We start from the raw sequence: 12,205 nt of genomic DNA on the forward strand, positions 1-12,205 counted from the left end.
ATGGCTATCGTGGCAGCGGGCTTGCCCCACGATTCATCATCACTCGATGACCTGAACGCGCATTCCCACGCTCAGCTCACCTGTGCCATCCACGGCCAGGTTCTGGCCGAACAGCACATCCCCTTCCTTCTCACGAAAGGTCTTGAGCGTAGTCAATGGCTCACGGTCCGGGCTGCGTTCGCCGGTGGTCGGATCAAGGGTGGTGAGGATGCAGCGCACGCTGGGTTTGAGCACACGGAAGGTCATGTCGCCGATGCGGATGCGCTTCCAACCGTCCTCGGCGAATGCCTCGGCGCCCTCGATGACCAGGTTGGGGCGAAAACGCAGCATTTCCATGGGCCGGCCAACACGGCGGCTCAGCTCATCCAGTGACGCCTGACCGATCAGCAGTAAGGGGAACCCGTCGGGGAACGCCGCGCGGTCGCTGTTCAGGCCATAGCCGCTGGGCAGGTAGCGGGCCCGCTGCTCTGGGCAATACACCAGCCGTACCGTCTTGCCCAGCAGCTCGCTAAGCCAGGCGGCCGCCGCATCACCGGCATCCGGTACCTGCAAGGTATCGCGCCAGATGGTGACACCGCGCAGGCCGTCATCGGCAGGTGGCACGGGCACCTCCAACGCTGCCAAGCCTGGAGCGGACAGCAGCAATTGGCCATTGGCACTATAGCTGGCATTGATTCGCCCGAGCCGCGGCCAAGCGCGCTGCGTGAGGAAGCGACCGTTCTCGGCCTCCACCACCAGCCAGCGCCGATCACCCTCCAGCCCCAGGCTGCCAACCGGTGAACCTTGCAGGCTCTGGGCCTGCGCCGATTTCACCGGATAACGATACAACGCACTCAGAATCATCCCCGTCCGCCTTGCGCCTGTCGAAAGGCCAAGTCTATACCGGACAGGGCAACGCTCACACTGTGGCGTGGTCCAGGCTCAGGCGCTGGCGCACCACATCGACCAAGCGGTCGGGCTGGAACTTGGAGAGGAAGTTGTCGCAACCGACCTTCTTCACCATCGACTCGTTGAAACTGCCCGACAGCGAGGTGTGCAGCACCACATACAGACCACGAAGGCGCGGATCATTGCGAATTTCGGTAGTCAGCCGGTAGCCATCCATTTCAGGCATTTCCGCATCGGTGAAGATCATCAGCAGTTTCTCGCAGACATTCTCGCCGGCGTCAGCCCACCCTTTGAGCAGGCGCAGGGCTTTGAGGCCATCGCTGGCCACATGCAGCTTCACCCCCAGCTGCGACAGGGTATCGCGCAACTGCGCGAGCGCTACGCTGGAATCGTCCACCAAAAGCACTTCGCGGCCACGGGCACGGCCCAGGATCGGGTCTTCGAGCTTGTCCCGAGACACCTTGGCGCTATAGGGCACGATCTCCGCCAGCACCTTCTCCACATCAATGATTTCCACCAGCTTCTCGTCGACCTTGGTGATCGCGGTCAGGTAGTGCTGGCGACCGGCGCTGGCCGGCGGCGGCATGATGGCTTCCCAGTTCATGTTGACGATACGGTCGACGCCGCCCACCAGGAAGGCCTGCACCGAACGGTTGTATTCAGTGACGATGATCGTGCTGTCCGGGCCCGGCTGCAGCGGCCGCATGCCGATCGCCTGGGACAGGTCGATCACCGGCAGGGTCTGGCCGCGCAGGTTGACCACCCCGCAGACGAAGGAGTGGCGTTGCGGCATCAGCGTCAGCTTGGGCAACTGCAGCACTTCCTGGACCTTGAACACGTTGATGGCGAACAGCTGCCGGCCAGCCAGGCGGAACATGAGGATTTCCAGGCGGTTCTCACCTACCAGTTGCGTGCGTTGGTCTACCGTGTCGAGAATGCCGGCCATATGGACCCCCTGGCTTGAGTCGGGAAAAGTGATTGCATCCGCCCTGTATCGGCGGATACTCGCGCAGCTTGACCCTGGTTGGAAAAAGCTGCGAACGGCGATTGATATCACTTTACCATCATGCTTTACTGCGACCACAGCCCCCTCGGCTACCCCGCAACGAACGAGCCGCCCAAATCACCATCAGGGAAACCCCTAGTGGCAATCGGGTGCAACCTGATGTTCGCAATATCCTTTAGCCATTAATGTGACGCCATTCTCAATGCATGAACGGAGTCAGGCTTTTGTTTGCGATCGTCCAGGTGTCGCCCACCCCTGCTCCAGCCTTGCGCGCTGGAGTGTCATGATGGATAGCACGACGCTGCCCAACAGTGCCCTGCAGGAGTTCCTGCTGGATGCCCAGGTCCTGCTGGTCAAGTCCCAGGAATGCCTGCAGCATCTGGAACTGATCGACAACGACCCCGATGCCTGCCATTGCCTGAACGACTCCCTCGACGCCCTGGCACGCAGGGCCGACACCCTCGAGCTGCGCGAAGTCAGCCATTACACCCGCACCCTTCAGCAATTGCTGGCGCCAGCCTGCCGGCAACAACACCTGCACGGCGAGACGCTGGCGATCCTGACTGCCTGCCTGACGCTGCTTGCCTGGCAACTGGAGTTGCTGGACCCACTGACCGGCCGCCTGAACCTGGATACCGAAGAGCAGCGCTCGCTGCTGGATGAGCTGGCCCACAGCCTGGGGCAGCCTTGCGCCCCCTGTGCCGCCACCTCGGCCTACGGCCATTAAGCACGCTGCTCTAGCGTCGCAACTAAGCCCGACCCAGGCTCAACTTGAAAGTTGCACATACCTCTTCAGTCAAGGTGTCCCTTAGTTGCACTTGGCCACTGGCAGGCACGCATCAATAATGGCCACGTGCTGGCCAGGCACTTGCCCGCGACTGCCGCACCACCCCGGAAAACCTGAGGTTTCAAGCAGTTGCACCCCCGCGACCAATTCAATCCAAAGTGTTAACATGCGCACATTCGAATATGCGCACCGCCGATTTATGGCAACTGGCTGCGTGCCCGGAGCTTGATTGAAGACGGGCCGCCAAACCTCTGGCTAGATATGTGCAACGCCTCCAACAGCAATAATTCAGTGGCTTCCTTCTCTATGCTCTCAGGCTTGAAGTTTTTCCAGCACTGGCGTTGCAGCACCGCCCTCTTGCGTTGGGTGACCGCAGTACTGTGCGTGGCCTCGCTGGCCCTGAACCTGATGTTCTACTGGCGCGCACAACCCTTGTCAGCCAGCGTCCTGCTCCTGCAGTTGCTGGCCATCCTCGCCGTGGGTTGGCATCTGCGCCACTGGGCACGCTCCATCAGCCTGCGTCCGGCGGAGCTGGCCACCCGCATGCTCAAGGTGCAGGAAAGCGAACGCCAACGCCTGAGCCGCGAATTGCATGACGACATCGGCCAGTTGCTGACCGCCGCCAAGCTGCAGGTCGAATGGCTGCAACGGCGCGTCCCCGCTGAGTTGCAGGCGCACTGCACGACGCTGCGCAGCACGCTGGACCAGACCCTGGGCAACGTTCGCGACGTCTCCGCCATCCTCAACCCCCGCCAGTTGGCCAGCCTGGGCCTGGAAGCCAGCTTGCGCGCGCACTTGCTGCGCACCCTCGAGAACAGCGACCTGCACTGGAGCCTGGAGTGCCACCAGCGCCTGGGCGGCATCAGCGAAGAAGTTTCGATGGCGGCGTTTCGCATCACCCAGGAAGCGGTCACCAACGTGTTGCGCCATGCCCACGCCCATAACCTGGTGATCCGTCTGCAGCGCACCCCGCCAGGGCTGGCCCTGTCGATCCATGACGACGGCCATGGCTTCACCCCCGCTCACGACCCCGCCGAGGCCGGCCAACGTGGCATGGCCGGCATGCAGGAGCGCGCGACTGCACTGCTGGGTAACCTGACCATCACCAGCGAGCCCGGCCAGGGCACCCAGATCGAAGCCCTGTTCCCATGGCCACCGCGCAACCAGGAACGCGCCAGGACCCCCTCCGCCAATGACTTGTAAACTGCTGCTGGTGGACGACCACTCGCTGATTCGCGCCGGCGTACGCGCCCTGGTATCGGACCTGCCCGACTACGTCGTGGTGGGCGAAGTCGAGGACGGTGACCAGTTGCTCGAGCAAGTCCGGCAACTGACCCCGGACATCATCCTGCTGGATATCTCCATGCGCTCGACCAGCGGCCTGGATGCACTCGCGCAACTGCGCGCAAACGGTTGCCTGTGCAAAGTACTGATGCTGTCCATGCACACCGACCCCGACCTGATCATGCGCGCCCTGGAAAGCGGAGCCCACGGCTACCTGCTCAAGGACACCACCGCCACCGAGCTGGAACAGGCCCTCGCCGCCCTGCGCAACGAGGAGCGCTACCTAAGCCCCGCCATTGCCCACACTGTGATCAACCAGGCCCTGTTGCGCGCGCAGAACGGCAAGCAGCCCGGTGAAGAACGTCACAACCTGACGTCTCGCCAGCTCGAAATCCTGCGTTTGATCGTGCGTGGCAAATCGACGCGCGAGATCGCCAATGGCCTTGGCCTGTCGATCAAAACCGTGGAAACCCACCGTTCGCAGATCATGAAGCGCCTGCAGATCTACGATGTGGCGGGCCTGGTGCTGTTCGCCGTGCGCGAAAGGATCATCAGCCTGGACGACTGAGCAACGGCGAATCCACCGGCAAGTGCAGCCGCAATGCGCCGGGCACAGCCTCGAAACGCAGGCTCTCGGCCTGCAGCGGCTCGCCGTCGAGGTTGATGTCCAACCCTTGCGTGCTCTTGATCTGCACCCAGGGCAGCCGGGCCCGCACGAACAGTTCTTCGCCTGCCAGCAAGCCGCGCAACGCGCCGACCATTTCCTGCGGTGCCGGCAGGATAGCGACATCCAGCAGGCCATCATCGACCCTGGCCTCAGGGCACAGCACATGGCCGCCACCCGCCTGGCGACCGTTACCGATCCCCAGCGCCAACAGTTCGCCCTGCCACTCGAAACCCGGCCCCTGCAACGCCACCGAGGCCGCCTGCAGCTCGCTGAAGCGCGACAGCCCGGTGAACAGGTAGGCCGCCGCCCCCAGCACTTTCTTCAAGTCCTCGGAGGTGTTGGCGGTGACCTGGCTGCCAAAGCCGCCGGTTGCCATGTTCAGGAACAGCTGGTCGCCCACCCTGCCCAAGTCGATAGCCCGCGCCGGAAGCTCCAGCAGGGCCAAGGCCGCCGCCGGCTCCAGTGGCACCCCCGCGGCCTTGGCAAAGTCATTGGCCGTGCCCAGCGGCAACAAGGCCAGGCTCGCCTGGGTGGTCGCAAGCCCCATGGCCTCGGCGACATCGCGCAGGGTACCGTCACCGCCACCGGCCACTACCTGCGGGTATCCGGCGGCCAATGCCTCCTCGACCAGGCGCCGGGCGTCGCCGGCTTCCCAGGTCAGACGTACATCCAGCCGCCAGCCGCGCTCACGCAGCAGGCCCACTGCCTCACGCACTTCATCGTTGGTCGCCTGCTTGCCATGCAGGATCAGCATCGCCTTGCGCTCTTGCATCGTCATACTCTCCATTCAGACGCCTACCGCAATCTCGACCACGGCGACATCAAGAATGCTCCCGCTACACAACGATTCAACGCGACGGCATTGAATGCCGGGCAGTAGCGGCGCATCATCTGACAAAAAATTGTCCACACTCAACACAATCAAGGGCAATCGTCATTTTATTGGCTAACCTCTCTCGAATTGTCTATTGGGCGAGGCCGACGACCTAGGCTTTACTGATGTTGATGACGCGCAAGGACGCCAGGCGTGTATCACCTTCGAGGGCCGGCACCCGGCCAAGCAACGAGGATTCGGGCTCATGCGCATACTCTGGACCCTGCCCTACCTGCCCTGGCCCACCACCAGTGGCAGCAAGTGCCGGCAATACCACCTGCTGCGCGAACTGGCGCGACGTGGCCACCGAATTACTTTGCTGGTGCAATCGAAAGTCCCGCTTGGCGAGGCCGCGCGCCAGGCCCTCGAGCCGCTGGTCGAACGCCTGGAGGTGCTGCCCAGGCGCCCCCTGCACAGCCCTCTGAACCTGCTGGCCTCACCGATCATCGACTACCCCATGCGCGCCATCATCAACGGCCTGGCGCCCTGCCTGCGGCACCGTTTCGAGCGCTTGCTGGACGAACCCTGGGACGTCATCCAGATCGAGCACAGCTACAGCTTCCAACCCTTCGAGAAGGCCCTGCAGGCCCGCGGCCTGCCCTACATGCTCAGTGAACACACCCTCGAATCGGTGATGGGCGCCGCCTGCCACGATCGCCTGCCGCTGTGGCTGCGCCCGTTCAACGCCTTCGACCGTTGGCGCTACCGGCGCTGGGAGCAGCGGGTGCTGCGCCAACCCAGCGAGGTGGTGGCGCTCAGCGGCCACGATGCCGAACTGATCGGGCAGATCAGCGGGCGCCCGGTCAATGTGGTGGTCAATGGTGTCGATTGTGATTACTTCGAAGACGTACGCCCCGCCCCGCACAGCCAGCGCCTGCTGTTCGTCGGCAATTTCGAGTACGGGGCGAACCTGGAGGCCATCGAGTGGGCACTGGAGGAAATCCTGCCGCAAGTGTGGATGAGCAACCCGGCAGTGCGCCTGGCCATCGCCGGGCATGCACTGCCGGCCAGCTGGAAGCTGCACTGGAATGACCCGCGCATCGAGTGGATAGGTTACCGCCCCGACCTGCGCGAACTGCAACGCCGCTCGGCGTTGTTCTTCGCACCGCTGCGTTATGCCGGCGGCTCCAAGGTGAAGATCCTCGAGGCCATGGCGGCAGGCCTGCCGGTGATCACCACCAGCAAGGGCGCCTCCGGCCTTGCCGCCAACAACGGCGAGCACTATCTGGGCAGTGACGACAGCGGCCAGTTGGCCTTGCTGATCACCCAGTTGCTGAATCAACCCTGGCGCATGAACCAGCTGGGCGAGGCGGGTCGGCAATACGCCCGCCAGCGCCACGACTGGAGCGTTGCCGCGCAGCAACTGGAAAGCGTGCACATGCGCCTGACGCAACTGGCGCCAGCGGCCACGCCTGCGATAACTGGCGCGCTAGCCAAGTAACTCGCTGAAGGGAATGAATGACACCAGGTCGCCCTGGCGTGGCGTGCTGCCTTCGCGTACTTCCGCCAGCCCCTCGGCCCAAGCCGCGCTGCGCAGTACACCTGAGCTCTGGTTCTTGTAGATGCGTACTCGGCCGTCCTCGATCCGCGCCCGCAAGTACTCTCGCCGGGTGCCAGGCGCTGGCCAGTCGAACCCCGCCGGTACACTGAACTGCAACGGCGTGACATGCGCCACACCCTGGCGCCGCAACAGATAAGGGCGGGCCAGCAGGCCGAAGGTCACCAGGGTCGATGCCGGGTTGCCCGGCAGACCGATCACCGGCACGCCTTGATAGTGGCCGAAGGTCAGTGGCTTGCCCGGTTTGATCGCCAACTTCCACAGCGCCAGCTCACCGGCCTCGCGCAAGGCCATGCCGAGATAGTCGGCCTCACCTACCGAAACCCCACCGGTGGACAGGATCAGGTCGACATCGCCCAGGCCGCCCAGGCATTGGCGCGTACGCACCAGGTCGTCGGGGAGAATGCCGGCATCCACCACATCGCAGCCCAGGCGCTGCAACCAGCTGACCAACAGGCGGCGGTTGCTGTTGTAGATCTGCCCCGGCCCCAACGGCAGGCCAGGCTCGACCAGCTCGTCGCCAGTCGACAGCACCGCCACCCGCGGTTTGCGCACCACTGTCAGGCGGTCGAAGCCAAGCGTAGCGGCCAAGCCCAGCTGGATCGGCCCCAGGCGCGTGCCAGCGCTCATCACCTGTTCGCCGGCACGGGTTTCCTGGCCTTTGGGCCGTACGTTCTGGCTGATGCGCAGCGTTTCGAGCAAACGCACCCGGCCGTCCTCCAGCACCTCGGCGTTTTCCTGCATTTCGACGCAATCAGCGCCCTCGGGCAGCGGCGCGCCGGTGAAGATGCGCGCGCAGGTACCCGGTTGCAGCGGCTGCGGCGCATGGCCGGCGAAAATGCGTTGGCTGACCGGAAGCGGCTCGCCCTGCCAGTCGGCCAGGCGCAGGGCATAACCATCCATCGCGCTGTTGGGCCAGGGCGGCAGGTCGAGCCCGGCGACAAGCTCACGGGCCAGTACACGGCCCTCGGCATCGGCCAGCGTCACCTCTTCGGTTTCACTGATGGACGCAGCTTCGGCAAGTGCCAACAAGCGCTCCAGCGCCTCTTCCACCGGCATCAACGGCCGGGCTGGCGCAGCCTCAACCACGGCTGTCACAGGCGGCAACCTGCTTCAGGTGAGGCACGAAGTTGCAGGGGCGATGACGGGCGTCGAGCTGCTCGGCAAGAATGCCGTCCCAGCCGGTGCGTACAGCGTTGGTCGAGCCCGGCAGGCAGCACACCAGAGTGCCGTTGGCCAGGCCCGCGAGGGCACGGGACTGCACGGTGGAGGTGCCGATGTCGGCCACCGAGATCTGCCGGAACAACTCGCCGAAGCCTTCGACCTGCTTGTCCAGCAGGCAGGCGACGGCTTCGGGCGTGCTGTCGCGGCCGGTAAAACCAGTGCCGCCGGTAATCAGCACTACCTGCACCCGATCATCGGCGATCCAGGTGGCGACCTGGGCGCGAATTTTGTACAGATCATCCTTGAGCAACACCCGCGCGGCGAGCTGGTGGCCGGCCGCCGTGAGGCGGTCGACGAACAGCTGGCCGGAGGTGTCGGTGTCGAAGGTGCGGGTATCGCTGACCGTCAGCACGGCGATATTCAGCGGCACGAAGGGGGTATCTGCCTTGGCTTTCATGGAGGTCCATCGCGGGGAACAGGGATGTGCGCTGTTATATCACAGGCCGCCCGTGCCGTTGTTCCCGGTCAAGGCCTGCGTCGGACCGCTATGCTGCACTGTGCAAGGAACTTGCGCGGACGCCCTGCGTCCTAATGTCATCTAGCACCAATGCACTGGAGAAACACGATGATCCAACGGACCCTTCCCGCCTTCCTGCTCGCCCTGGGCCTCGGCGCCCTCGCCGGCTGCGCCTCGCCCGCCGTCATTACCCTGAACGATGGCCGCGAGATCCAGGCAGTGGATACCCCCTCCTACGACGACGACTCCGGTTTCTACGAGTTCGAACAGCTTGATGGTAAGCGCACGCGCATTAACAAGGACCAGATCCGCACCGTCAAAGAGCTGTGATCCAGGCTCTGTTTTTCAGCGCAACTCCTTTTTGCAACAAGGGGTTGCGTTGAAAAATACGTTGCAGTAGCATCTCGGAAATCGGAGTGTAGCGCAGCCAGGTAGCGCGTCTCGTTCGGGACGAGAAGGCCGCAGGTTCGAATCCTGTCTCTCCGACCAAATCCGAAAAAACCCGCCTTGAGCGGGTTTTTTATTGCCTGTGAAAAAGCGCTAGGCAAGCTGGCTGCCACGCTGAAGCTTACACGTCACCTGTAGGAGCGGCCTTGTGCCGCGAACGGGCCGCAAAGCGGCCCCAGCAGTCCGTGATGTATTTGAAATCCTGGGGCCACTGCGCGGCCCTTTCCGGCCGGTCCGGCGCCCCGGCAAGGCCGCTCCTACAGAGACCGCGCAAGATGTGGGAACTTGCCGGCGATAGGGTTGACGCGGTTACGAACGGGTCACTCGGCTGCTGCCACCGCGGCCTCCGGCAACACCGGCACGTACAGCAACTGCAACCGCGCACTGCTCCACTCACGGGTCTTGTTGGTCAGTTCGAGATCGTTGTTGAGCCTGCGCCCATAGCTCGGCACGATATCCTTCAACTTCGCCTGCCACTCAGGGCTCTTCACCCGGTCCTTGAAGGTCTTCTCCAGCACCGTCAGCATGATCGGCGCGGCGGTCGAGGCGCCAGGCGAGGCCCCCAGCAGCGCGGCGATACTGCCGTCCTGAGCGGCCACCACCTCGGTACCGAACTGCAAGATGCCGCCGTGTTCGGCGTCCTTCTTGATCACCTGCACCCGCTGGCCGGCCTGCAGCAGCCTCCAGTCTTCGTTCTTCGCGTTGGGGAAGTACTCGCGCAGTGCCGCCATGCGGTCGTCGAAGCTGAGCATCAACTGGCCCATCAGGTAGGTGCTCAGGTCGATGTTATCGATACCGGCATGCACCATCGGGCTGATGTTGTGGCGGGTCAGCGAGGCGAACATGTCCAGCAGCGAGCCGTGCTTGAGGTACTTGGTGGAGAAGGTCGCGAACGGGCCGAACAGCAGCACCTCCTTGCCATCGATGACCCGGGTGTCGAGGTGCGGCACCGACATCGGCGGCGCGCCGACCGACGCCTTGCCGTACAGCTTGGCCTTGTGCCGGGCAACGGTATCGGGGTTGTCGGTCATCAGGAACTGGCCGCCCACCGGGAAGCCGGCGTAACCGTCCGCTTCCGGAATACCAGACTTCTGCAGCAGCTTGAGCGCGCCGCCACCGGCACCGATAAACACGAACTTGGCCTTGACGCGGGACACTGCGCCTCCCTTGGCCAGGTCCGCCACCGTCACCTGCCAGCTGCCGTCAGTGTTGCGCACGATATCGCGCACTTCATGGCCCAGGTGCAGCTTGACGTTGGGGTTGCGGGTCATCGAGGCGAACAGCTGGCGGGTGATCTCACCGAAGTTCACATCGGTGCCGATCGCCATGCGCGTCGCCGCCACACGCTGCCCCGGGTCGCGCCCTTCCATCACCAGCGGCACCCACTTGCGGATCTGCTCGTGGTCCTCGGAAATCTCCATGCCGCGGAACAGTGAGCTGTGCTGCAGGGCTGCCACGCGCTTGTGCAGGAAGGCGATGTTATCGTCGCCCCAGACGAAGCTCATGTGCGGCACGTTGTTGATGAACGAAGGCGGGTTGCTGAGCACGCCCTGCTCGACCTGGTAGGCCCAGAACTGCTTGGACACCTCGAACTGTTCGTTGACGTTGACCGCCTTGCTGATGTCGATGCTGCCGTCCTTGCCCTCGCTGGTGTAGTTCAGCTCGCAGAAGGCGGAATGGCCGGTACCGGCGTTGTTCCAGGCGTTGGAGCTTTCCTCGGCGACCTGGTCCATGCGTTCGTAGACATCGATGGTCCAGTTCGGCTCCAGTTCGGTGAGGTAGGTCCCCAGGCTCGCGCTCATGATGCCGCCGCCGATCAGCAGCACGTCGACAGTCTTTTCCGGCTCCGCGGGCTTGGAGCAGCCGATGACGCCCAGGCACAGGAGCGTCAGCAGGATTTTCTTCATTGGATCTATCCGGTTGTTAGTAAGCGCCGCCTCGATAGCAGGGAGCGTGCCAACCGGATAAGGGCCAGTATCCAGGGGGATCTGGCGGATGGCGCATGGCGACAATCCGCCACAGGCGCATCATCGATGCCGACCTGGATGGCGGATTTCCCCCTATTCGCGTAAGAACCGGCTTAATGGGTCAAGCGCGCGGTGACTTCGCCCAGCTGCCCCGACAACCCATGCAGACGCTGCCCGGCCTGCTCAGTGTGCTGCACGGCCTGCTGGTTGGCCGTGGCGATGCGAGTGATCTCGATCAGGTTGCGCGAGATGTCTTCGGCGACGCTGGTCTGCTCCTCGGCAGCCGTGGCGATCTGTCGGTTCATGTCGCGGATCGCTTCCACTGCCAGGGTGATGCGCTGCAGCATCTGCCCCGCCTGCTGCACCTGCTCGGCGCCCTCCTCGCTGCGCTGCTGGCCACTCTCGATGGCCTTGACCGCATCCACCGCACCGCACTGCACGGCCTCGATAATCTGGTGGATCTCGGCGATCGACGCTGCGGTGCGCTGGGCCAGGCTGCGCACTTCGTCGGCGACCACCGCGAAGCCACGCCCGGCCTCGCCGGCACGGGCCGCTTCGATGGCCGCGTTGAGCGCCAGCAGGTTGGTCTGCTCGGCAATGCCGCGAATCACCTCGAGCACCTTGCCGATGCGCGTGCTGTCGTGCTCCAGGTTGCGGATCACCGTCGCGGTACCCGCGATTTCACGGTTGACCACACCGATGATGTCGATGGTCTGCTGCATCACCTGCTCGCCGGCCTGGGCGCTGTGGTCGGCATCATCCGCGGCCCGCGCCGCCTCGGCGGCGTGTCGCGCCACTTCCTGGGCGGTGGCGGACATTTCGTGCATGGCGGTGGCAACCTGGTCAGTGCGCTGGAACTGATCATGGGTACCACTGGCCATGTCGCCGGCGATGCTGCGCAGCTGGCCGCTGGCGCTTTCCAGCTCTTCGGCGTTGTCCTTGAGCCGGCCGACAGTGTCAGCGAGAAAATCGCGCAGGGTATTGGCGGCCCGCGCCAGGCGCCCCAGTTCGTCTTCACGGCGGCTGTCCACCCGCGCGCCGAAGCG

General features: G+C 64.1%; 12 protein-coding genes and 1 tRNA gene. 6 read left to right on the plus strand and 7 right to left on the minus strand.

Going from position 1 to position 12,205, the window contains the following annotated elements:
* Positions 1-39: 39 nt before the first annotated feature.
* Positions 40-843 (minus strand): MOSC domain-containing protein, encoded by an 804-nt coding sequence (locus tag IX761_RS00465; protein WP_194787605.1) that lies wholly within the window; start codon positions 841-843, stop codon positions 40-42.
* A 55-nt stretch (positions 844-898) separates the two neighbouring features.
* Positions 899-1,834, minus strand: a complete 936-nt coding sequence (locus tag IX761_RS00470) for a chemotaxis protein CheV (protein ID WP_194787606.1) — start codon at positions 1,832-1,834, stop codon at positions 899-901.
* 346 nt (positions 1,835-2,180) lie between these two features.
* Here IX761_RS00470 and IX761_RS00475 point away from each other — a divergent pair, with 346 nt between their 5' ends.
* The 3 genes from IX761_RS00475 to IX761_RS00485 all read left to right on the plus strand — a co-directional run bounded on the left by IX761_RS00475 (position 2,181) and on the right by IX761_RS00485 (position 4,533).
* Positions 2,181-2,621, plus strand: coding sequence for a histidine kinase (locus tag IX761_RS00475; RefSeq protein WP_194787607.1), 441 nt, complete (start codon positions 2,181-2,183; stop codon positions 2,619-2,621).
* Between the two features lie 366 nt (positions 2,622-2,987).
* Positions 2,988-3,884: a sensor histidine kinase gene (locus IX761_RS00480; protein WP_228533154.1), complete on the plus strand. Its 897-nt coding sequence runs from the start codon at positions 2,988-2,990 to the stop codon at positions 3,882-3,884.
* On the plus strand, positions 3,874-4,533 hold the full coding sequence (locus tag IX761_RS00485) for a response regulator (RefSeq protein ID WP_194787609.1): 660 nt from the start codon (positions 3,874-3,876) through the stop codon (positions 4,531-4,533). The genes IX761_RS00480 and IX761_RS00485 overlap by 11 nt, the downstream gene beginning before the upstream one ends.
* Here the strand turns inward: IX761_RS00485 and yegS are convergent.
* Entirely contained in the window at positions 4,517-5,404 is an 888-nt protein-coding gene (gene yegS, locus IX761_RS00490) for a lipid kinase YegS (RefSeq protein WP_194787610.1), read from the minus strand. The genes IX761_RS00485 and yegS overlap by 17 nt on opposite strands.
* A gap of 307 nt (positions 5,405-5,711) precedes the next feature.
* On the opposite strand from yegS, the gene IX761_RS00495 reads away from it, so the two are divergent.
* A complete protein-coding gene (locus IX761_RS00495; protein ID WP_194787611.1) occupies positions 5,712-6,947 on the plus strand; it encodes a glycosyltransferase family 4 protein in 1,236 nt (411 codons plus the stop codon).
* On the opposite strand, the gene glp is transcribed toward IX761_RS00495, so the two are convergent.
* Complete coding sequence (glp, locus tag IX761_RS00500; RefSeq protein WP_194787845.1) at positions 6,936-8,123, minus strand: gephyrin-like molybdotransferase Glp; 1,188 nt, start codon at positions 8,121-8,123, stop codon at positions 6,936-6,938. The two genes, IX761_RS00495 and glp, sit on opposite strands and share 12 nt — an antisense overlap.
* A gap of 22 nt (positions 8,124-8,145) precedes the next feature.
* Positions 8,146-8,685 carry a molybdenum cofactor biosynthesis protein B gene (gene moaB / locus IX761_RS00505; protein ID WP_194787612.1) on the minus strand — a complete coding sequence of 180 codons (540 nt, stop codon included), beginning with the start codon at positions 8,683-8,685 and terminating at the stop codon, positions 8,146-8,148.
* Between the two features lie 168 nt (positions 8,686-8,853).
* Here moaB and IX761_RS00510 point away from each other — a divergent pair, with 168 nt between their 5' ends.
* Both IX761_RS00510 and IX761_RS00515 read left to right on the plus strand, forming a co-directional pair.
* Positions 8,854-9,075, plus strand: a complete 222-nt coding sequence (locus IX761_RS00510) for a YgdI/YgdR family lipoprotein (RefSeq protein WP_194787613.1) — start codon at positions 8,854-8,856, stop codon at positions 9,073-9,075.
* A gap of 82 nt (positions 9,076-9,157) precedes the next feature.
* Positions 9,158-9,234: transfer RNA gene (locus tag IX761_RS00515), tRNA-Pro, on the plus strand.
* 278 nt (positions 9,235-9,512) lie between these two features.
* On the opposite strand, the gene mqo is transcribed toward IX761_RS00515, so the two are convergent.
* Positions 9,513-11,099, minus strand: coding sequence for a malate dehydrogenase (quinone) (gene mqo / locus IX761_RS00520; protein WP_194787614.1), 1,587 nt, complete (start codon positions 11,097-11,099; stop codon positions 9,513-9,515).
* Positions 11,100-11,272: 173 nt separating this feature from the next.
* Complete coding sequence (locus IX761_RS27460; RefSeq protein ID WP_416366753.1) at positions 11,273-12,040, minus strand: methyl-accepting chemotaxis protein; 768 nt, start codon at positions 12,038-12,040, stop codon at positions 11,273-11,275.
* Positions 12,041-12,205: the final 165 nt, after the last annotated feature.

It is taken from the genome of Pseudomonas sp. UFMG81 (genome assembly GCF_015354575.1).
In the GTDB taxonomy this organism is placed as follows: domain Bacteria; phylum Pseudomonadota; class Gammaproteobacteria; order Pseudomonadales; family Pseudomonadaceae; genus Aquipseudomonas.